Origin of the sequence: Pseudoalteromonas sp. SIMBA_162, from assembly GCF_046535955.1 — a bacterium.
Lineage (GTDB): Bacteria > Pseudomonadota > Gammaproteobacteria > Enterobacterales > Alteromonadaceae > Pseudoalteromonas > Pseudoalteromonas marina.
In genome coordinates, this window is the sequence record NZ_JAWJBQ010000019.1 from 72,675 (window position 1) to 93,737 (window position 21,063).

Below are 21,063 nucleotides of genomic sequence, written 5' to 3' on the forward strand. Positions count from 1 at the left end.
AAAAAGTCCTTAGCGTGTTTTGGCGCTTAATAAAGTGTTTATACGCTGCTCTATGGCGGCAACTTGGCCTTTTAGCTCTCGGTTTTGTTGTTTAAATTGTGCAAGTTCTAAAGGGTGAATCGTAACAGATAGCTCGTCTTGAAATAAGCTTGTTAACGTGGTGCTTAGTTGCGCGTTAATTTTGCTACCATGGCGCTTTAGCGACATAAAATGCAAATAAAGTTGTTGAGCTGGTGCGTCGCCAATATAGCTTGATAGCTGTTCGGGCCAATCTATGTCTAACCCTGAAAATGCACCGCTATATGCTTGCGCTATATTCAAGTCGCCTTGTAAATCGAGTTTATCTTGACGAATTAGCTGTGTAAGCATGGCTGGGTTTTTAAGAGCAACAAGCGTGTCTATATCGGCGCTGATCATGCAATCGCTATAATCGCTGTTGTCAGCGGCATAAATGTGTAATTTTTCGTCAGCAAAAACAACCTGTATGGTTTGTTGCCAGTCTCTAACTTCAACAAGTAAACGCTGTTGTTTTACCGTGTTTAGCTTTTGGGCAACGTTAGGGTCGAGTTTAAGTGCTTGATTTAAAATGCGCTCAACAAGCGAAAGTACAAAGTTAGGTAGCATCAAAAAGGTCGATGTGTTTGTATTATCACTGTTTTTTTCAGATGCTTGATCAAGCGCCATGACTCAGAGCCTTAATATTTAAAACCACGGTGAAGGGCAACAATTCCGCCAGTTAGGTTTTGATACGTTGTTTGTTCAAACCCAGCTTCATCCATCATTGCTTTAAGCGTATCTTGGTCTGGGTGCATACGAATCGACTCTGCTAAATATTGATAAGACTCACTGTCGTTAGCAACTAGCTTGCCCATTGTTGGCAGTAAATTGAACGAGTAAAAATCATACGCTTTGCTAAGTGCTTCGTGTTTTGGCTTAGAAAACTCTAATACTAACAAACGACCACCTGGCTTTAGTATGCGATACATTGAGCGCAGCGCCTTGTCTTTGTCGGTTACATTACGTAAACCGAAGGCAATGGTGATCACATCAAAGCTGTTATCTGGAAATGGCAGCATTTCAGCATTCATTTGTACGTAGTCAATATTGCCTACAAGGCCTAAATTATGAAGCTTTTCACGACCTACTTTGAGCATAGATGAGTTAATATCGCCCAAAACCACTTGGCCAGTTTCACCGACCAGTTGACTAAATTTTGCAGTTAAATCGCCTGTACCACCGGCTAAGTCAAGAACATGATGGCCTTTACGCACGCCTGAACTGGCTATAGTTTGACGTTTCCATAAACGGTGGACACCAAAAGACATTAAATCATTCATTACATCGTACTTAGCCGCAACAGAGTGAAATACATCTGCAACCATTGATGCTTTTTCGTTTTCAGCAACGGTTTTGTAGCCAAAGTGCGTGGTCTTTTCTGGGGTCTCGTTCATGATTAATCTCTATCGTGGCAATAAGCACTAGTGTACTTTATTGTGCACCGAAGGTGCAATTTGAATATGATTTATCAGGTATTTTATTGGCCGGCGGTAAAGCTACTTTGGCCAAGAGAGCGGGCTTTAAATGCCGCGTGTGATGCCTTTTTAGCCAATTGGTTAAAGTCTTCTTTTTGCTGATGCTGAGCGATTCCCAGCGATAAGTTAATGCTGGGCAGTTTTGCGCCACTTTTTGAGCTTACAAAACGCAGTTTTTCTACACCTTTACGAACTTTTTCAGCGATGAGAATTGCTGTTTCTGGATCAATGTCAGCTAATAAAACAGTGAACTGATCTTTAGCGGTACGCCCCGGTAAACCACTTTGCATTACATACTTTTGAACTTGTTTAGCCACTTTATTTAAAATCACTTCACCAATAATATCGCCAAAGTTATCAACAAAATGCGCTAAATTATCGATTTGAATGGCAATGGCACAAATAGACTTGTCTTGAGTCGCCCATAGTTCAGTTTGTTGGGTTAAGTAATGGCGTTTAAATAAGCCGGTTTGACTATCTATAATGTGTTGCTTACGAAGTTGAGAAAGTTGCTTTTGTGTTCTTTCGTGAAGTTTTTTTGCTCTCGTTAGCTCTTGCTTAAACTTTTTATGTTGAGCGAGTAACTCAGCAGTTTGCTTATCAAGTTTGTTAAGTGCTTGGCGGCTTTGTTCTATATTGTTTTCGTCAAGCGAATGAACACATTCACTCACTTGATCTGCAAAACGACTGATTTGTTTTTCTGTATTTTGCGCATTGTTAGACAATGAAGTAATAACGCCGTCTACGTTTTGAATCATCGACACTTGCGTATTGTGTCCGACATTTAAAAATTCAAAGTAAAGTTGCTCTATTAATACGCCATCAATGTTTTCATCGGTAGAAATAGCGCGATCTAATGTTTTATTTAATTTTAAATTTGCTTGGCTAACGTAGGTGTAAACAACTTGAAAGTTCAGGGGCGTTGGCGGCAATGCATAGCGTTCTAAGAACATACACACTTGAGTCATTTTCTCTTGAGCAATAGCCATGGAATCATGGAACATCATTATTTAATACCAACTAAGTACGCATCAATGCTTAATTTATAATTTCATTCCATGAGTCGATTGTGCGTCCAAGCTTTTTTATTATTTTTTACTACTGTATTCGTTATAACTGCTATTAAAAAGCAAAAATAGGGCCAAGGGAACTTAAATTTTACTTTAGTCGCTTAATAGCTGCTTTTCTCATCAATTAGGCTTGTTTTTAACTCATTTAATATGATTTATCGTCTAATAAATACTTTTTAAAACTGTACTTTTAGAGTCGATTTTCATTTAAAACTTCATCTTACAGTGGTTGTTTTAGTATTAAGGTAAAGGCACGTTATAAAGAGACGCTATTGCAAATGCGCCTGATAGCGCAGTGTAATAGCAATATGCTATATCATAGCTTGCCCTTTTATTGAATAAGCTTTAAGCCTGGTAGGGCGTTAACATCAACGATACTTGTCTCATTTACTTGCTATTTACTGAGTCTGCGATAGCTTTGTGAAATTCATTATCTGACTAAATTTTATTATGACGAATAATTTATTACTTAAGCCAATCCGCAATACACTTATCAGCATGACGCTTTTATGTACTTTAAGTGCCTGTCAAACCACAAACTATAACGCCGATAGTCAGTTTACAGCGGTTGCAGATAGCATTGTTGATTACCGACAAAGTTCCAGCCCTTACGGCAACATTGAGGGTGTTAATGGTTATTTGTTAGCGAATCTATCGCCTGAGTTTTTAGAGCAGCAATACAATAAAAAAACTCAGTTCTTGGCTGAGCTAGACGCCTTAGATGCAGCGTCCCTGAGTGATGAAAACCAAATAAACTTCAGTATTATTAGCGCTCAAGTACAAAACAGCGTTGACGAATATGTATTTAATGCTCATTACATGCCGCTAACTTCTGAGTACGGTTTTCATTCTGGCTTATCGTATATTGTAAACAGCAGCCAATATAAAACACTGCAAAATTATCAAACCTATTTAGCACGTTTGGCTCAGGTCCCTCGCTTTTTTGAACAAAATATTTATTGGATGAAAAAAGGTCTTGAAACAGGTTTAACGCAACCTAAAGCGGTGCTTGAAGGGTACGAAGAATCAATATCAGCCTATATAGTTGAGGATGTTACAACGTCTGAATTTTATAAACCTTTTTTAAAAAATAACGCAGGCTTGCCAGAGAGTGAGTTTAAATCACTTCAGCAGCAGGCGCAGTCTGTAATAAAAGATAAAGTAATTGAATCATATAAAAATTATTTAGCTTTTTTTACACAGGAGTATCGCCCTGGTGCGCGCACTTCGATAGGTATTTCAAATACGCCAAACGGCGAGTCGTTTTATAAAAATAGAGCTAAATATTACACCACTACCGAGATGACCCCTAAAGAAATACACCAGCTGGGGTTAAAAGAAGTTGCACGCATTCGCGGCGAAATGGAAGCTATTATAAAAGAAGTCGAGTTTGAGGGAACATTTGCAGAGTTCATTCACTTTTTACGAACCGATCCGCAATTTTATGCAACCACACCAGAGCAACTACTTAAAGAGGCAGCATATATAGCAAAAAAAATGGACGCACAACTGCCTAAGCTGTTTCATACCTTGCCTCGTAAACCGTATGGTGTTGCGCCGGTACCCGCGAGCATAGCGCCCAAATACACAACGGGTCGCTACTCAGGGTCAAATAGAGATGATGAGGCGGGCTATTATTGGGTGAATACGTACGCACTTGATAAACGCCCACTGTATGTATTAGAAGCGCTCACTTTGCACGAAGCGGTACCGGGTCATCATTTACAAATATCATTAAATGCAGAATTAGAAACCTTGCCACGTTATCGTCGAGATGCGTATTTATCGGCATTCGGTGAAGGTTGGGGGCTTTACTCTGAGTACTTAGGCATTGAAGCGGGCTTTTATCAAAGTCCATATAGCCGATTTGGTCGTTTAACTTACGAAATGTGGCGAGCTGCTCGTTTAGTGGTAGACACCGGTATGCACATGTATGGTTGGAGCAGAGAGCGCGCTATGCAGTTTATGAGCGAAAATACAGCGTTGTCGTTACACAATGTGAAAACCGAAACCGATCGCTATATAACTTGGCCTGGCCAAGCACTGTCATACAAAATTGGCGAGCTTACGATTAAACGTTTACGTAAAGAGGCTGAGCAAGCACTTGGGCACAGTTTTGATATTAGGGAGTTCCACCATCAGGTATTACGCCATGGCTCTGTCCCTTTATCTGTTTTAGAGGCGCAAGTACGTTTATATATTAATGAAGAGTTAGCCAAACAGAAGAGTTAGCCTATAAATGGTTAATTCTTGAATGCATAAAAGTGTTATGTCATTTTGGATATAGCACTTTTTTATTTTTACAGCAGCGGATCACCAATGAACAACTTTATAATGTTTAGTATTGACGTATTTGCGAGTCTATTTATTGTTTTTTTAGGCTTATTAGTTTTAATTGTGGCTGTTTTTTATATCCGCGATGTTACACAAACAAAGCATGCAATTAGGCGAAATTACCCTGTAATTGGACGCTTTAGGTATTTTTTTGAACGTCAAGGCGAGTTTTTTAGACAATACTTTTTTGCCCTCGACAGGGAAGAAATGCCTTTTAATCGTGCCGAACGTAGTTGGGTTTATCGCGCTGCAAAAAATGTAGACCGTACCGCGGCATTTGGATCTACACAAAGCTTAGAGGTCACAGGTACAGTAATGTTTATGAACTGCGCCTTCCCTACGCTTGATGAAGAAGCGCTTGCGCCAAGTGAAGTAACGCTTGGTCCCTATTGCCAAACACCTTATTCAACCAATTCTTTATTTAACGTATCGGGAATGAGCTTTGGTGCGCTATCTAAACCCGCTGTGCGTGCTCTTTCTAAAGGGGCAAAGCTCGCGGGTTGTTGGATGAACACGGGGGAGGGGGGCTTGAGCCCTTATCATCTTGAAGGTGGCGCAGATTTAGTTTTTCAAATTGGTACTGCTAAATACGGGGTACGCGATGAAAATGGCCAGCTCAGTATCGAAAAACTCAAACAGATTGCAGCACACGAGCAGGTTAAAATGTTTGAGCTTAAAATGAGTCAAGGTGCTAAACCCGGTAAGGGAGGCATGCTTCCTGGGCGCAAAGTGAATGCTGAAATAGCAAAAATACGCGGTATTCCTGAGGGCGAAGATTCTATTAGTCCCAATGGGCACCCTGAAATTAAAAACCCCAGTGATATTCTCGATATGATTGCGACGGTACGAAATACCACAGGTAAACCAACCGGCTTTAAGGCTGTTATTGGTGCGTATGGCTGGTTAGAAACCTTATTTGCTGAAATAAATCACCGTGGTATTGAGTCGGCTCCTGATTTTATTACCATTGATAGTGCTGACGGTGGAACCGGCGCTGCTCCTCAGCCCTTAATGGATTCTGTGGGATTACCACTTCGTGAAAGTTTACCGCTAGTAGTCAATATGCTTGAAAAACACGGACTGCGTGATCGCGTTAAAATCATTGTTTCGGGTAAGCTTATTGTGCCTTCTAAAGTTGCTTGGGCGTTAGCGCTTGGGGCCGATTTTGTTGTGTCGGCTCGCGGACATATGTTTGCATTAGGGTGTATTCAAGCAATGCAATGTAACAAAGATTCTTGCCCTACCGGTATTACTACTCATAACGAACGCTTGCAGCGCGGTTTAAACGTTGCGGATAAAGCGCAGCGAGTGGCTAACTACAATAAGTATATTCATTATGGCGCGGGGCTTATTGCTCACTCATGCGGTGTAACAAGTGCACGAGAGCTTAAACGCGAACATGTACGTATAGTTCAAGAAAGTGGCCTTTCGGAGCCATTAGATAAAATTTACGAAAATTATAAGTAAGAAACGATAATATCCATTAGATAGGTGGCTCTGCAAATTATTTAGGCAGCTATGGTGTACCTTATACTACAAACTTTAGAGCTTAGCGAAATCTTAAAATAAATTTTTTGCCATCTGCATTAATTCTTAAATCAAAGTGAGACTATTACTCTAAAAAAACTCTAATATTTTGGTGCATTCTCAGTGTAAAGCTTAATACTATTTAGGTTGCTGGTAGATAAAAATGAAACAGCCAACTTATCATTGTTTACTTTTATATTAGAGATATAGTTATATGGTTTCAATTTAAATACGCTTTTTGGATCCTGCATAGTATTTAAAGCAACATTGTAAACTTCTTGCTCGGTAGCTAAAAAAAGAGTTGTATCGTTACTTGCCATAGTGATTAATGATGGTTTTATGTTCGTAATGCTATCTGGAGTTGTTAGCATACTGTAGGTATTAGTTAAACTGTTAAGAATCAGAAACTGCTTGTGTTTAGCGTTTACAATTAGTCGGGCATCGTCAAACCAAGCAAGTGAAATAGGTGTGTCAATATCGCTAACAACCCTATTGTTATTTTCAGTGTTTAGTAACATTAGCTCATTATTCTGACTATCAGCATTGGTGTATATAATTGCTACTTTGTTATTTTTGATTGCAGCAAGGTTTATTTGATGGGGTATTTTCCACTTTTTTATCACGCTGTAGTCTTTAGCGTTTAATACCTCAAGCTGTTTATTACTGTAGCTTAAGAGCTGAGTACTAGTTGAATTTGCAGCTATAATCTTTTTTTCAGTACCTAATTTATCTGTAATGTTGAAATATTGATTATTTGTTTTTAACCAGTGCTTCAGCTTTTGTCCATAACGAGTTGAGAAATAAATTTTTTCATTTTTTAACGCTAAGGCATCTTGCTCATGCCTATCTGCTGAGGCAATATAATTCGTAGTTGCAGTTTTTAAATCTAGGATCCCAACATCATAGTCGTGCAAGTCAGTACTAATTAGTAAGCTTTTTTTGCTAAGGGGGTAAACATAGTTTGCTGCATCAATTGGTGCTTCAACCGCTTTTTCTAATTGCATTGAATCGAGAGAATATGAGTCAATCTTTGAATCAAACCGGTTATACCAAATTAATGAATTACTCTTTTTTGAGAAAGTTGCCGCCCATACTTTGTGAGAGTTGGTTGCTAGTCGCTGCAAAGAACTTCCATCAAGGTTAGCTATATATATCTCAGATTGCCCTAAGTTGTGACGTTCGAAAATAATTCTATTTGGGTTAGATATAGATGTCAGGAAATAGTCGCCAGTACCTGCAATATTAGGTGTAGTAATACGCAACTCTTCGCCGGTACTTTTATCATAAGCATAAAGGGCATTGAGGTGAGTAATCCCTCGGTATTTGTTGCGACGAAATACCGCTATGTCACCTATCTCATTGTATTGTGTTACTTCTCTTACCTCTATTGAGTGATCTTGCATTGGCTCCTTTTTAATCTCACCAGATTTTAAGTGACTGGCTTGCAAATGAATACAGCTACTATAATCGCTATCGGAACATTTATAGTAAAACAATTTTTCTCCATCATCGGACCAACCAAGTGCAGCAACATAGCCCGAGTCTATTAGATATTCCTTTCTATTTTTAAGGTCCATCACGTATAGGTCACTAAATATTTTCTGTTCTACATTTTTCAGTGTGTAAGCTAATTTACTTTTATCAGGTGGTAATAACAAATTGGCATAAAGCCCTTTATGCCAAGAAATGGTTTCACCTTTTAACATTAGATAAGGTTTAGAAGATGAGGAGGTGCTTGTGGTTTTTGCTGGTTCTGAGTAGAGCCATAAAGCAGCAGTAATTAAAATTAAAGCAACTATGAAAAGCCAAGAACTGTATTTTCTTTGTAGTGACTTAGTGAGTGGCTGCGCAGGTAACGCTTCAGGGGTAATATTCGTTTTTAGATTTTGTGGTTGTATTTTTGATTCTTTAGGGGGGGAACACAATGGAAGAAATAAACTATAGCCTTTACGGTAATGTGTTTTGATACTTTGGCCGGGTTGTTTCGTAGATTTTAATGCTTTTCTCAATTCAGAAATAGCGCGATTAATGGCATTATCATCTACAAAACTCTGTTGCCAAATATTTTCAACCAATTCTTTACGAGAAATTATTCGCCCATCATTTTCGATAAAGTAACTTAGTAGTTTGAATAATAGAGGATCTAGCTCTCTTTCTATGTCGCCATCGTTAATGCTTTGTCGGTCAATGTTTAAAAGCCACTCGCCAACCTGCATTGTACTTCCTTGCGTTAAAAAATGTGCCTGGCTCATACCATCCCTTAAAATTACTCATAACTTTAACGTTAGAGATAATATCAGAAACTGTTTCCTTTTAGGGATATTTCATATCTAACTTTTAGATATATTATCTACCTTTTAAAACTAGAAATTCTGAATGATGCAATGATCTGGCTAACAAATTTAAACACCAATACTTGTGTTGTCGGCTGCTATAATTATTAATTTAATCGGTAACAATCAAAGGAGTGTCAATTTTTAGCTCTGGCTGGGTAAAAGCGCTATAGTATTTGATGGTAAGGTTACTAAGTTTATTGATAAGGTGATACGTATTTACTTTGCAAAAAATGATGAAACCCTAAAAGAGGCAGCCCATATTTTATGTCAACTTTAACGCTTACATTGGTGCAAAGCTCTCTTCACTGGCTTGATAAAAGCGCTAATTTAGCGATGCTTGATAAGCAGCTAGAGGCGCTAACAGAAAAGCCTGACCTTATTTTATTACCTGAAACGTTTGCCACTGGTTTTGCTATAAACCTTGACTGCGCGGAGCCAGAAAATGGCTTGGTGCTTACGTGGTTAAAACAACAAGCAAAAAAACATCATGCAGTGATTGCTGGGTCGGTGCTGGTGGCGCAAGGTAATAAAAAAGCCAACCGCTTTTATTGGGTAAAAGCATGTGGTGAAGTAATCTATTATGATAAACGCCATCTATTTCGCTTAGGAAATGAGGGAGACCATGTAATAGCAGGAAGTGAGCGAAAAGTGTTTGAAATTAATGGCTTTAAACTATTACCGCAGGTGTGCTACGACCTGCGTTTTCCGGTGTTTCAGCGCAATAAAAATGACTACGACATAATGGTAAATGTAGCAAATTGGCCAGCGGTGCGACGCCCCGTTTGGGATACATTATTGGCAGCTCGTGCAATAGAAAATTTATGTTATGTGGTAGGGGTTAACCGTATAGGCGACGATGGCAATGGTGTTGCTCACAATGGTGGCACTGCAGTTTATAATTTTAAGGGAGAGGCATTAGCTAAGGCGGCCGATAACACAGAGCAGTTAGTAACAGTGACACTTGAAAAAAAACATTTAGAGACCTTTAAAGCGGCTTTCCCTGCTTATTTAGATGCTGATACGTTTACTCTGACTTAAATCATCTTCACATAGCACTAAACATATTAAGTGTTAAAATAGACGCTATTACATTGATTGGCGGCTAATTAGCAATATGAACACTTTAATCACTCCTGTTATTTTAGCTGGTGGTATTGGCTCTAGGTTGTGGCCTTTGTCGCGCCAAGCAATGCCTAAGCAATTTTTGCCACTATTGAATAATAAAAACTCATTATTGCAAAATACATTAAGTCGCGTCTCTGGGGCTGAGTTTTCACAGCCAATTTTAGTGTGTAATGAACAGCACCGGTTTATTGCTAAAGAGCAAAGTAGTGCAGCTAATGTGTTTGGGTTGATACTAGAGCCTACAGGTAAAAATACGGCTCCTGCTATTGCACTTGCTGCCCATTACGCAATTCAAAGTGGGCTTAAAGGTCCTATGTTGGTGATGCCTGCTGATCATCATATAAAGGATTTTTCTCCGCTAACATCACAAATAAACGATGCTGTAACACTGGCAGAGCAAGGAAAGTTGGTTACTTTTTCAATTACACCTTCAATGGCCCACACTGGGTTTGGGTATATAAAGCAAGGCAGTAAAATTTCAGGCTCAAACTGTTTTGAAGTGGCCGAGTTTAAAGAAAAGCCAAACCTAGCTACGGCGCAAAAATACTTAGCTGAAGGCGGTTATAGTTGGAATAGTGGGATGTTTTTATTTACGCCACGTGCTTATTTAAATGAGCTTGAACGTTTTGCGCCAAAAATAGCGCACAGCGTGAAGATGGCTTCTCATTTTTCACATGACTTAGGTTTTACTAGGCCCGATAGTGAACCGCTTGAGTTTTGCCCAAGTGATTCAATTGATTATGCTATTTTAGAGCGTAGTAACAATGTTGCTGTTATGCCTGTAGCACTTAAATGGAATGATGTGGGCAGCTTTAGTGCGCTTGCTAGCCTGAGCAAAAAAGATAGTTATGGCAACAACAAAAGCGAAAACCATACGGCACAAAACAGTACCAATAATTTTGTTATAACTGAAAACGACCATACGGTGGCTACGCTTGGCGTAAGTGATTTAGCTATTATCCACACCCACGATGCCACTCTAGTTGCAAATAAAAAAGAGCTTGATGAGTTACCTTTACTATTAAAAAAATTAGCACTAGAGCACAGTGATAAGCTTGATCATCATCGAGTAGTATACCGCCCGTGGGGTAGCTATCGCACATTAGTTGAGGGCGCTGGTTTTAAAGTAAAAAAAATAACTGTAAATACTGGCGCTAAGCTCTCAACGCAGCGCCATCAGCACCGTGCAGAGCATTGGGTTATTGTATCTGGGGTGGCAGATGTGCGTATTGACGACCAAGTATTAATGCTCACCCAAGATCAATCTTGTTATATTGCCGCTAAACAACTGCATAGCTTAGCGAATGACCAGCAAGTGCCGTTAATTGTTATTGAGGTACAAACGGGTGCCATACTTGATGAAAATGACATTGAGCGATTTAATGATATATACGGAAGGTATTGAGCAGCTTTACTTTTAAAGTAAACCGCTTTAGCCTAATTCACTACGCACAAACTTTAAGTATTTCTCAAGGCTGCGTTGCCAAAGATCAAGTGCCTCATCAAGCATGCCGTTATGAGGCTTATTGTCGAGTAGGCGACGCTCAATTTTTTTAAGTTCCATACCGTAACGATTAAACCCTAATTGCAATGCAGTACTCGCTTGGCGGTGTAAAAGTTTAATGCACTGTTCAGGATGCTGGTCTATTAAATCTTGGCAGCGTATCAGCTTATTACGAGCAGAGAGAACAAACTCGTTATAAATAGACGATACCTCATCCTCACTAAACGAGCTGGCGAGTGTTTCAATAGCCGTTTTATCGTACAGGGTATCTATAAGTTCTACTGCAATATTTGTGGTTTGATTTGATTGAGAATCGCTTAATGCTTGGCGCAGTTTTTGGTGTTTAATTGGCTTACCAACAATGTCTTTTATACCCAGCGCTAAATACTCTTTAACTTCATCAGGGCTTAAACTCGCAGTAAAAGCGAGTACTGGTGTACGCTGGTTTTTGTGATCAAGGCGTTTAAGGCGTTTAAGAACTTCTTGGCCTGTTAAATCGGGTAGATTCATATCAAGTAAGACGACGTCAAAATGATGAGCTTGCATTAACTCAATGGCACTTTTACCGTCTTTAGCGAGCTTAATTTTGTGTTCGTCGTCGGCCATAAACTCAATAGCAATTTTTTGGTTTAAGTCTAAATCTTCCACCAAAAGAACATCTAGCCCTGTTAAATAATCTTTTGTTTGATGGCGTTGCTCTACAAGGCTTAACTCACCCAGCGCAAAAGTAATCGTAAAGCTAAACACACTACCAGTGCCCAGTTGACTAGAAATTTCAAGGCGGCTACCGAGTTTTTCTAATAAGCGACTGGTAATTGCAAGTCCAAGACCGGTGCCGCCCTTTTCCTTGCCTGCACTACTTTGTACATAAGGCTCTGTTAAGTAGGCAATTTCTTCATTTTCGATACCTGGGCCTGAATCTTTAACACTCACTTTTATAGTGTGTTCTAGTTGTTTTTCTAAAACTAAATCAACTTGAATTTTTACTACGCCACGGTCAGTAAATTTAATAGCATTACCAACTAAGTTAATAATTATTTGTCGAAGCTTTTGCTGGTCACAGTAGTAGCATGCTTGTTCAGGAATATTACATATAAGCTCAAATTTAAGCTGTTTTTGTTCTGCTAATGGGCTAAGCAATAAGCATAAGTTATTTAGCCATGTTTTAAATTCAATATCTTCTTCATAAAGGGCTTCGTCACTTTGGTCTAGACTTGCATATTCAAGTACTTTATCGACCAGTAGGTTTAGTGATTCGGAAGAATTAATAATTGCTTCGCAATAGGCTTTACTATGCGTATCGCTTGTTTGGTTCATGACCAATTGTGCACTACCTAAAATACCATTGAGTGGTGTACGTATTTCGTGACTAATAGTCGATAAAAATAGCCCTCGTATTTCTAAATCTTTCTGCGCTTTATCGGCGAGCGTATTGAGGTGATGCTCTCGGCGTTCATTACATAACAGTGCCATACCAGCGGCATAAAACATAGGTGCAATGATGCCATTTAAGAATAATACAGTGCTAAACCAACTGCTTGAGACGAGATCTTTTTGCTCAATGTCGTTCATAAAAAGTGAACGCGCAATAAAGGCTAACACCACAAGCGATAAAATTGTGATGTATACAATACTGCCGTTGGGATAAGGTTTACGGGCGTATTTTATAAATATAAACAGTAAAAAGAGCGCTTCTGAAATATGTTGTAAGTCGGATGCGATAACACGACCAGCTAAAGAAGGATCAAAAAAACTATAATAACCAAAAACCATTGCACTAAATGCGGTCACTGAACAAAGAAGCTTAAATCCAGGTCCGCGATAATCTAAAAATTGACTAATAGCAAAACAGTGCACAATAGAGGCTGCAAACATTAAGCTACACGCGGCATTTATAATAAGTAAGTTATGTGAGCTATTTACAAGTGCAAATGCAACGACAGCACATAGCATCAGTACTGGGTAAAAAATGTATATCAGTGTCCCTGGGGTTTGCTTATTGGTTCGCCAAGTTAAAATATTCAAAAAAGTCATGACGACAATAACGGCTATGCTGGCAAAATATAAAGTGTATGAGTCAAGCATGGGTTTTCCAGCAGGTGATTTTGATTAGATTAATTAAAAATTATAAACTTAACAAGCGCTTATATTAAATACAAAAACAGACACCTAAGTGTCTGTTTTTGTATTTCAGTCGAAGTCAGCGTTTAGCGAATTTCGTCTGGTATATTTTGCTGTGCCCACGACAAAAGCTCAATACGGTTACGACACTTGGTCTTTCTAAATGCGCTGTATAAATGAGTTTTTACAGTGTGTGGGCTAATGCTAAGTTCTTCAGCAATTTCTTTGTTTTTAGAACCGTTACTCATTAATGAAATAATCGCTTTCTCTCGCTTAGTAAGTTTGACAGGTTCAATATCGCCCTCTGTAAGCTTATGAAGTGCGTCCTTATTAAACTGCAACATGCGATTTAATGCATTACACATGATGTCGCGACGATACCAAAGTTGATCTTCCAATAAGAGTCGAATACCTTTCATTAGCACATCTGCATTATCGGTCGTGTAAAATACACCACGAATACCGCTGAGTAGTGCTCTATTAGCAAGCTCTGGGTTTTCATCTAAGTTAAATAATATGATATCGCACTTAACACGAAGGTTTACTAGTTGTTCTTTTAATTTTCCCCACGCGTCATTGCTAGATGTTTCAATAAAAAGTAAGCGAGTCCCTTCAGGTGTATCCAATATATTAGTACCTGTTGTAACGTCTAGTCCTTGCGTTTTTAGCAATGGCTCTAATACGTTAATACCAATAGTATTAATTGGATCTTTATCTAATAACAAAAAGGCAGAACTGCTCATGTTTTTATACTCTTTTATAAAGCTGACTGATTAAGTTTATCACGGTTCCCACACCTTTAGTATTAGAAAACCGCTATCGTACTTAAAAAAAGTACAATTTTATGATTATTTAAACATAAAATGTTGCAAATAAGTAATTGTTTTTTAATTTATAGGAACACATGCTTTTATATAGCATGTAGTAACTGAGCTTAATTAAGCGATTTCTTTTTTATTATCTTGATAAGGAGGCCACCCCATTTGCTTACCGGCAAGCATGTGAAGATGGATATGATAGACGGTTTGTCCGCCATGATCGTTGCAGTTCATAACAACACGGTAGCCGTCATCACTAAAGTTATGTTCTTTTGCAAGCTTAGCGGCCACCACATACAAGTTACCTACTAAATGTGCGTTATCATCATTTATATGATTTATGGTAGGAATTGCAATTTTTGGGATAATTAACACATGAAAAGGAGCTTGAGGGTTTATATCTTCAAACGCGAGAGTATTTTCGTCCTCGTAAATTATGTTTGCTGGGATCTCGCGGTTGATTATTTTTGTAAAGATAGTCTCTTGGCTCATTGTGTGTTCCTTATCAAGTGGTATGAAATTTAGATTCACTAATGACAAATTTTCAAAGCAGTGTCAAACTCAAATCAACCAAAGGAGTTAATATGCGTAAATCAGTGTTAATGGGCAGTGTAGCTACATTGCTATTTAGTGTATCGAGTATGGCAGAAAACATTCACTTTCCTGAAGAGTTTGTGCCGTTGCAAGTCGGTGAGCGAATAATAGAAAGCTCTTTGTTTAGCCGTGTAGAAGATTTAGAGCTAGCGCCGGGGTCGTATCGGCTAAAGCTCAAGTATACCGACTTGTACGATGAAGATTACGATATGCATGAGGTGGTTGAGTCAGAGCCTTTTTGGGTTGATATTACAATTGAGGCGGGTACAGATTATACCTTGGTATTTAATCGTGCTGAAAATGCAGTAGCGGCTAAAGTATTTGCTCAATCGCCCATGGTAAGTTTAAAAGCTAAAGGCAGTGCGTTAGCTGCACCATTGAGTGTTGTCTCTAATAACCAACTTGCTAGCGAAGCGCCTGTTAGAACTATGCGAGAAGCACCAGCGGGTCCAGAAAAGCCAAGTAGGCCAATTAAACCTATTGCGCCTATTACAGGCAAAGGCATGCCAAGTGCGGCGCAAATGCTCGACTTTTGGTGGCAGCAAGCAACAGTTGCTGAGCGCAAAGCTTTTTTAGAAAAAGTAACAAACTAAGCTATTTAAAATAAGCATTAAAAAAGGGCCAAATTAGGCCCTTTTAGTTGTTACTTTACATTATTTATTATTCAAATAATGCGTCAATAGTGCCTTGTGCTAGTGGGTGGTATCCGGGACGTGCTTTTAAGTAAACACTCTGCGCCCAGTCTTTCTTACCGTTAGTGATAAGTGATTTGTACAGCGGCACAATTAGCTTACGACGACCAATACCTGATAAATGCGCATCAAGTGCAGGGTAAATTGGCTGATAACCGTTGCCTACTGCTAGCATATACCATGCAAATGCACGTTCTGCGTTGGTTGACTGCGTTAAGTTAAACTCGTCATCTAACTCAGTCATTTTTTCAATGCTTAAATCGCGTGGTAAGTTATTTAAAAAGTGCAACCACTCGTGTACTGTCCAGTTTGCTGTAGGTAACTGAGCAGCAGTTTTTGCGCCTTGCAACCAGGCTGTAGTTGCAGTATCAACCTTATCGAACGCATCAGAGGTAGGGTTAGGAGCATCTGTTGGTAAACCTGGCTTAAAAATCCACTCGTTCACTTTATCCATGCTAACAATACCTGGGTACTTGTTAATTAAATTAGCTTCAATATAGGTAACAAATTGTGCAGTCGTTAACGATTTAAAAGCAAACTCGTCAAAATAAGTTTTTACGAAAGGGTCAAACTTGTCACGACCAAACTTGTTTTCCAAGTAAATTAAGAATAATTGACCTTTAGTGTATGGTACCGAGCTAAACGCATCGTCTGGATCACGACCATTAAGCTTTAAGTTAAGGCGTGTGTCTGGCGCGTCAATGGTTTTAAGCTGTGCGCGAAGACCTGCTGCATCGAGTGCTTGCTCCATAACGGCACGGTCGCGGCCAAACACTTCTTCCATAATGCGGTTTTCAACGTATGAGGTAAAACCTTCGTTTAACCATAAATCTTCCCACGTTGCATTAGTCACTAAGTTACCAGACCAAGAGTGAGCAAGCTCATGCGCAATAAGGTTAACTAAGCTTTTATCGCCTGCAACAACGGTAGGGGTAATAAACGATAAACGTGGATTTTCCATGCCACCAAACGGAAAACTTGGCGGAAGCATGAGTAAGTCGTAGCGGCCCCAAGCATAGTCGCCATACATGGCATTGGTTTTATCGATCATGGCTTGCGTGTCGTTAAATTCGGCAACAGAGGCTTCTAAAATTTCAGGCTCTGCAAATATACCTGTCTGATGAGACATTGCTTTAAATTCTAGGTTACCTGCACCAATGGCAATTAGGTATGGCGAAATAGCTTGCGGCATTTCAAAATGGTAGTCGCCATCTTTATAAAGCGCATCTTTGTTGTCTGCGCTCATAACCGCACGAATATCTTTAGGCGTAGTAATTCGTGCAGAGTAGGTTACACGCATTGCTGGAGTGTCTTGTACGGGTAACCAGCTACGAGCATGAATTGCTTGTGATTGGCTATACATAAACGGATGCGTTTTACTTGCAGTTTGCGTAGGTGTTAACCATTGTAGACCAGATGCTTCTGGGCGACTGTTATAATAAATACGCACTATTTTAGCTTGGCTTTTAAATTCAATAGTAAGCTTTGAGCCTTTGACATCATCACGATTCGCTAAAGTGAATTTAGCTTTGTGCCAGCTGCCTGTTTGTGTTTGATACATTACTTTATCAATATCTAAATCGCGGGTATCAAGCACTAGTTTTTTGCTTTTGCTGTTATTCCATTTAAGCGTATGCTCAACAAAGCCTTCTAATTGCTTGTCGTCAAAATCGACATCTAAATCAAGGCTAAGGTGAGTTGTAACAACATCGTCAAGATTGGCGTATGAGTTTTGATCAACCGCATTCGCCATTGCTTGCGAACACATACCTGCCATAGCGAGGCTTAAAAAGAGAGGTTTAATTTTCATAATTACCTTGAACACAAATAAAAAGTGCAGGTTTTATATCACGATTGGCTGGGTGGGTTGAGCAATTTTTACAATCTGATGCGCATTTTGCGACGATGAGGTAAACTATTACGATTAGTTAACGGTTTATCTTGAGAGCTTTGTGGCGTACGCATTACACCCTTTACACACCTTTGCATTACATAATCAATGCCAAGATTTAGTTGAAATTACTCACCTTGAGCAACTTTATACTCAAAGCTTTTCGTCGCCATTTTGTTTTTTGGGGGAGGGGAGTAATACCATTTTTTTAAACGATTACCACGGTACAGTTATTAAAATGGCCACCAAAGGGATTACTATTACACCCCGTGAAACCGATACTTTAATAAGCGTTGCCGCTGGTGAAAATTGGCACGCATTAGTAAGTTATTTGCTTGATAAAAACTTACCAGGGCTTGAAAACTTAGCACTTATACCTGGTACAGTTGGGGCGTCACCTGTACAAAATATTGGAGCCTACGGTGTTGAGCTTTCTAAATTTGTAGAGTCGGTTGAGTACTTTGACATACACAGCAAGAAACTTGTTTGTTTAACTAACGCGCAATGTGAGTTTGGCTACCGCGACTCTGTATTTAAACATGCACTAAAAAATAAAGCCGTTATCACACGTGTATTGCTAGCATTGCCAAAGCAATGGCAACCTGTACTGAGTTATGGGCCATTAAAACAGCTAACAAGCGTGACACCACGCGCCGTATTTGAGCACGTTATTCAAACTCGTAATAGTAAACTGCCAGATCCATACTCGTTACCAAATGCGGGCAGTTTTTTTAAAAACCCGATAATTACCAATCAACAGTTAACAACGTTGTTAAAGCAGTTTCCTGATGCGCCTTATTACGCCTATGGGCAAAGTGAGCATAAGGTAGCTGCGGGTTGGCTAATCGATAACGCAAATCTTAAAGGTTATCGCGTAGCGGGTATTGAGGTTCATAGACAACAAGCACTGGTATTGGTTAATCATGGTAACAGCGAAGGCGAAGACTTGATTGCTATGATCACGCATATTCAGCATGTTGTGTATTCGCGTTACAACATACTGCTTGAGCATGAAGTACGGTTAATAAACACAACCGATGAATGCTACATACAAGGAGACGTTACACAGTGAAAGCACCCGATGGCAATAAACTCGCTATATTGAATGCGTTAAATCAACCCGGTTTTGTATCTGGTCAAGCGCTAGGTGAGCAACTTGGTATAAGTCGCGCGGCAGTAAGTAAACACATAAATAGCTTACAAGTTATGGGTTTAGATATTTTTAAAGTAACGGGTAAAGGCTATAGCCTAAATAACCACGCTGGGCTTTTAAATCAAACAAAAATACAGCAGCATTTTAATCAATTAACTAGCCAGTTAAAGTCACAGCCAGTGAACGTAGAAGTACATCCTATAATTGACTCAACCAATTCCGAACTTATGAGGCGGATACAAGCTAAAACAGCGCTTGAGTCGGGGACCGTGATTGTGGCTGAAATGCAGCAGGCCGGCCGAGGACGACGAGGCCGTGTGTGGCAGTCACCGTTTGGTGCAAACCTTTATTACAGCTATTTTTGGCGTTTAGATGATGGTCTTCAAGCAGCTATGGGGGTGTCGATTGCGGTAGGATTAGCGGTATACGATACAATTAAAGCGCTTTACAACATAGAGTTAGAGCTTAAGTGGCCAAATGATATTTACTTAAATAAACAAAAACTTGCTGGTGTACTTGTTGAGCTAGATGGGCAGCCGCAAGGGCCGTGTCAGTTAGTGCTAGGAATTGGTATTAATTTGCAAATGCCACAGAGCTTTAGTCAACACATAGATCAAGCATGGACTGATCTTAGCCAGCATACCCAGCAGCTAGATAAAAACGAGCTGGTGGCATCACTCACCTACCACTTAGAGCACCGGTTAGATCAGTATCGTAAAAGTGGGTTACACACAATGCACGAGCAATGGAATTCGCTTAATGCATTTGCGGGTGAGTGCGTAGAGTTAAATACAGGCCATAGAAGTTGGCGGGGAATATGCGAAGGAATTGACCCTCAAGGTGGGATTCGTATTCGCCAAGACGGCGAGGTAAAAAGCTATTATGGCGGTGAAATATCACTGAGAAAGGCACAGCTATGAGATTACTCATTGATGTAGGTAACACATCTTTAAAAGCAGTGCTTTGGCACAATCAGCAGGCACAACCAGCAGATTTAAATAATTTACCCTGGCCGCAAATAACAGAAGTTGTATACGCTTGTGTAGGGCGAAGTGACTTACTTAATAAATTATTAGCCCAAGCTGCTAAGCATCATATAGCATGTTATGAAGCAACGGTGACTAAAACACTTCAAGGATTAAGCTGCGCATACGAGCAAGTAAACAACCTAGGCATAGACAGATGGCTTGCGCTTATTGCTGGTTTTACATTGCACCCTAACCAAGCATGTATCGTGGTTGATGCTGGTACCGCCACAACGATTGATGTGTTAACCAGTGAAGGCCACCATTTAGGTGGATGGATTTTACCTGGGCTCGATTTAATGACGTCATCGCTGACACAAAACACCCAACGAGTATTTGACGACGAAAAAACCCCCTTTGAGAATCAATTAGGGAAAAATACACCTAACGGTTTAAAAAATGGTGCGTTGGTTGCGACCATCGGGGCGGTGGAACAAGCTAAATTACACTTAGGCGTGCAAAATAGCACAAAAACAGTACAAATTGTTTTTGCTGGTGGTTATGGCGCACTGTTACAGCAACAATTTGAAGGTAGTATTTTTGATTCTTTATTAGTAATGAAAGGTTTAAATTTTTGGCGAGATTTAAGCAAAACAAGCTAAAAATAGAAAAATCAGCGACTTTTGCATGAATATTGAACATTTAACCAATAAAATCGCATTTTTTTTAATTTTATTGTTGCATCCCAATAAACCTTACTCTAATATCTCGCCCCGTACTAAAGCAGTGCCGACTTAGCTCAGCTGGTAGAGCAACTGACTTGTAATCAGTAGGTCAACCGTTCGACTCGGTTAGTCGGCACCACTTTCCTTTTACCGAAAGTGAATTAGTAGAGAATTATCGTGGAGGGGTTCCCGAGCGGCCAAAGGGATCAGACTGTAAATCTGACGGCTCAGCCTTCGCTGGTTCGAATCCAGCTCCCTCCACCACTTTATTCTTGACGGTTAGAGGTAGATTAAGAACAGATTCCTAACGCGGGCATCGTATAATGGCTATTACCTCAGCCTTCCAAGCTGATGATGCGGGTTCGATTCCCGCTGCCCGCTCCAGTTCTTGTGTTGCTGATATAGCTCAGTTGGTAGAGCGCACCCTTGGTAAGGGTGAGGTCGGCAGTTCGACTCTGCCTATCAGCACCAGTCTTAAGAATCTTCTTGATTACTTCCTTTATCTGTCAGAAAATACTATTTGAAAAAATTAACTTAATCTACCTTCGGTGGATTATTTTCATATGTAATCTAGATACACAAAACTGATAGGTTCCGTCATGGCAAAAGAAAAGTTTGAACGCGTAAAACCGCACGTAAACGTTGGTACAATCGGCCACGTTGACCACGGTAAAAC

Annotated in this window: 16 protein-coding genes, 4 tRNA genes and 1 pseudogene; 13 read left to right on the plus strand and 8 right to left on the minus strand. The window is 39.7% G+C overall.

Going from position 1 to position 21,063, the window contains the following annotated elements:
• Positions 1-9: 9 nt before the first annotated feature.
• The 3 genes from R0J88_RS14495 to R0J88_RS14505 form a co-directional block, all read right to left on the minus strand.
• Entirely contained in the window at positions 10-684 is a 675-nt protein-coding gene (locus R0J88_RS14495) for an SCP2 domain-containing protein (protein ID WP_410900244.1), read from the minus strand.
• Positions 685-695: 11 nt separating this feature from the next.
• The gene (gene ubiE, locus R0J88_RS14500; protein WP_006793864.1) at positions 696-1,451 is read right to left on the minus strand and encodes a bifunctional demethylmenaquinone methyltransferase/2-methoxy-6-polyprenyl-1,4-benzoquinol methylase UbiE; all 756 of its coding nucleotides are present in this window, start codon (positions 1,449-1,451) and stop codon (positions 696-698) included.
• An 83-nt stretch (positions 1,452-1,534) separates the two neighbouring features.
• Positions 1,535-2,521 carry a GGDEF domain-containing protein gene (locus R0J88_RS14505; protein WP_006793865.1) on the minus strand — a complete coding sequence of 329 codons (987 nt, stop codon included), beginning with the start codon at positions 2,519-2,521 and terminating at the stop codon, positions 1,535-1,537.
• Between the two features lie 531 nt (positions 2,522-3,052).
• On the opposite strand from R0J88_RS14505, the gene R0J88_RS14510 reads away from it, so the two are divergent.
• Entirely contained in the window at positions 3,053-4,834 is a 1,782-nt protein-coding gene (locus R0J88_RS14510; RefSeq protein ID WP_410900245.1) for a DUF885 domain-containing protein, read from the plus strand.
• An 87-nt stretch (positions 4,835-4,921) separates the two neighbouring features.
• On the plus strand, positions 4,922-6,403 hold the full coding sequence (locus tag R0J88_RS14515; RefSeq protein ID WP_006793867.1) for an FMN-binding glutamate synthase family protein: 1,482 nt from the start codon (positions 4,922-4,924) through the stop codon (positions 6,401-6,403).
• A gap of 161 nt (positions 6,404-6,564) precedes the next feature.
• Here R0J88_RS14515 and R0J88_RS14520 read toward each other — a convergent pair whose 3' ends face one another.
• Positions 6,565-8,715, minus strand: a complete 2,151-nt coding sequence (locus tag R0J88_RS14520; RefSeq protein WP_410900246.1) for a winged helix-turn-helix domain-containing protein — start codon at positions 8,713-8,715, stop codon at positions 6,565-6,567.
• 348 nt (positions 8,716-9,063) lie between these two features.
• Here R0J88_RS14520 and R0J88_RS14525 point away from each other — a divergent pair, with 348 nt between their 5' ends.
• Positions 9,064-9,837, plus strand: coding sequence for an amidohydrolase (locus R0J88_RS14525; RefSeq protein ID WP_410900247.1), 774 nt, complete (start codon positions 9,064-9,066; stop codon positions 9,835-9,837).
• A 76-nt stretch (positions 9,838-9,913) separates the two neighbouring features.
• Positions 9,914-11,329 carry a mannose-1-phosphate guanylyltransferase/mannose-6-phosphate isomerase gene (locus R0J88_RS14530; protein ID WP_410900248.1) on the plus strand — a complete coding sequence of 472 codons (1,416 nt, stop codon included), beginning with the start codon at positions 9,914-9,916 and terminating at the stop codon, positions 11,327-11,329.
• Positions 11,330-11,356: 27 nt separating this feature from the next.
• Here the strand turns inward: R0J88_RS14530 and R0J88_RS14535 are convergent, their stop codons facing one another.
• The 3 genes from R0J88_RS14535 to R0J88_RS14545 form a co-directional block, all read right to left on the minus strand.
• Complete coding sequence (locus R0J88_RS14535) at positions 11,357-13,513, minus strand: ATP-binding protein (RefSeq protein WP_410900249.1); 2,157 nt, start codon at positions 13,511-13,513, stop codon at positions 11,357-11,359.
• Positions 13,514-13,635: 122 nt separating this feature from the next.
• Positions 13,636-14,292, minus strand: coding sequence for a helix-turn-helix transcriptional regulator (locus tag R0J88_RS14540; RefSeq protein ID WP_008132268.1), 657 nt, complete (start codon positions 14,290-14,292; stop codon positions 13,636-13,638).
• A 195-nt stretch (positions 14,293-14,487) separates the two neighbouring features.
• Positions 14,488-14,859: a histidine triad nucleotide-binding protein gene (locus R0J88_RS14545; RefSeq protein WP_006793873.1), complete on the minus strand. Its 372-nt coding sequence runs from the start codon at positions 14,857-14,859 to the stop codon at positions 14,488-14,490.
• A 92-nt stretch (positions 14,860-14,951) separates the two neighbouring features.
• Between R0J88_RS14545 and R0J88_RS14550 the strand changes: the two genes are divergently transcribed.
• The gene (locus tag R0J88_RS14550) at positions 14,952-15,554 is read left to right on the plus strand and encodes a DUF2057 domain-containing protein (protein ID WP_410900250.1); all 603 of its coding nucleotides are present in this window, start codon (positions 14,952-14,954) and stop codon (positions 15,552-15,554) included.
• A gap of 67 nt (positions 15,555-15,621) precedes the next feature.
• Here the strand turns inward: R0J88_RS14550 and R0J88_RS14555 are convergent, their stop codons facing one another.
• Positions 15,622-17,463, minus strand: coding sequence for a M1 family metallopeptidase (locus R0J88_RS14555; protein WP_410900251.1), 1,842 nt, complete (start codon positions 17,461-17,463; stop codon positions 15,622-15,624).
• A 142-nt stretch (positions 17,464-17,605) separates the two neighbouring features.
• Between R0J88_RS14555 and murB the strand changes: the two genes are divergently transcribed.
• The 8 genes and pseudogenes from murB to R0J88_RS14595 all read left to right on the plus strand — a co-directional run.
• A complete protein-coding gene (gene murB, locus R0J88_RS14560) occupies positions 17,606-18,616 on the plus strand; it encodes a UDP-N-acetylmuramate dehydrogenase (protein ID WP_410900252.1) in 1,011 nt (336 codons plus the stop codon).
• Positions 18,613-19,617, plus strand: coding sequence for a bifunctional biotin--[acetyl-CoA-carboxylase] ligase/biotin operon repressor BirA (birA, locus tag R0J88_RS14565; RefSeq protein ID WP_410900253.1), 1,005 nt, complete (start codon positions 18,613-18,615; stop codon positions 19,615-19,617). The genes murB and birA overlap by 4 nt, the downstream gene beginning before the upstream one ends.
• Positions 19,614-20,324 (plus strand): type III pantothenate kinase, encoded by a 711-nt coding sequence (locus R0J88_RS14570; protein WP_410900254.1) that lies wholly within the window; start codon positions 19,614-19,616, stop codon positions 20,322-20,324. The genes birA and R0J88_RS14570 overlap by 4 nt, the downstream gene beginning before the upstream one ends.
• 126 nt (positions 20,325-20,450) lie before the next feature.
• Positions 20,451-20,526: transfer RNA gene (locus tag R0J88_RS14575), tRNA-Thr, on the plus strand.
• A gap of 40 nt (positions 20,527-20,566) precedes the next feature.
• Positions 20,567-20,651: transfer RNA gene (locus R0J88_RS14580), tRNA-Tyr, on the plus strand.
• A gap of 45 nt (positions 20,652-20,696) precedes the next feature.
• A tRNA-Gly gene (locus tag R0J88_RS14585) sits at positions 20,697-20,771 on the plus strand.
• An 11-nt stretch (positions 20,772-20,782) separates the two neighbouring features.
• Positions 20,783-20,858, plus strand: a tRNA-Thr gene (locus tag R0J88_RS14590).
• Between the two features lie 128 nt (positions 20,859-20,986).
• Positions 20,987-21,063 (plus strand): annotated as a pseudogene (locus R0J88_RS14595) (elongation factor Tu); the annotation flags it as partial.

Excerpts from the sequence above, each read along its gene's own strand:
- R0J88_RS14525 (WP_410900247.1), top strand. The coding sequence starts at position 9,064 with ATGTCAACTTTAACGCTTACATTGGTGCAAAGCTCTCTTCACTGGCTT.
- R0J88_RS14570 (WP_410900254.1), top strand. The coding sequence starts at position 19,614 with ATGAGATTACTCATTGATGTAGGTAACACATCTTTAAAAGCAGTGCTT.
- R0J88_RS14545 (WP_006793873.1), bottom strand. The coding sequence starts at position 14,859 with ATGAGCCAAGAGACTATCTTTACAAAAATAATCAACCGCGAGATCCCA.
- R0J88_RS14505 (WP_006793865.1), bottom strand. The coding sequence starts at position 2,521 with ATGGCTATTGCTCAAGAGAAAATGACTCAAGTGTGTATGTTCTTAGAA.
- R0J88_RS14510 (WP_410900245.1), top strand. The coding sequence starts at position 3,053 with ATGACGAATAATTTATTACTTAAGCCAATCCGCAATACACTTATCAGC.
- R0J88_RS14495 (WP_410900244.1), bottom strand. The coding sequence starts at position 684 with ATGGCGCTTGATCAAGCATCTGAAAAAAACAGTGATAATACAAACACA.
- R0J88_RS14535 (WP_410900249.1), bottom strand. The coding sequence starts at position 13,513 with ATGCTTGACTCATACACTTTATATTTTGCCAGCATAGCCGTTATTGTC.
- R0J88_RS14555 (WP_410900251.1), bottom strand. The coding sequence starts at position 17,463 with ATGAAAATTAAACCTCTCTTTTTAAGCCTCGCTATGGCAGGTATGTGT.
- ubiE (WP_006793864.1), bottom strand. The coding sequence starts at position 1,451 with ATGAACGAGACCCCAGAAAAGACCACGCACTTTGGCTACAAAACCGTT.
- R0J88_RS14550 (WP_410900250.1), top strand. The coding sequence starts at position 14,952 with ATGCGTAAATCAGTGTTAATGGGCAGTGTAGCTACATTGCTATTTAGT.
- R0J88_RS14540 (WP_008132268.1), bottom strand. The coding sequence starts at position 14,292 with ATGAGCAGTTCTGCCTTTTTGTTATTAGATAAAGATCCAATTAATACT.
- R0J88_RS14530 (WP_410900248.1), top strand. The coding sequence starts at position 9,914 with ATGAACACTTTAATCACTCCTGTTATTTTAGCTGGTGGTATTGGCTCT.
- R0J88_RS14520 (WP_410900246.1), bottom strand. The coding sequence starts at position 8,715 with ATGAGCCAGGCACATTTTTTAACGCAAGGAAGTACAATGCAGGTTGGC.
- R0J88_RS14515 (WP_006793867.1), top strand. The coding sequence starts at position 4,922 with ATGAACAACTTTATAATGTTTAGTATTGACGTATTTGCGAGTCTATTT.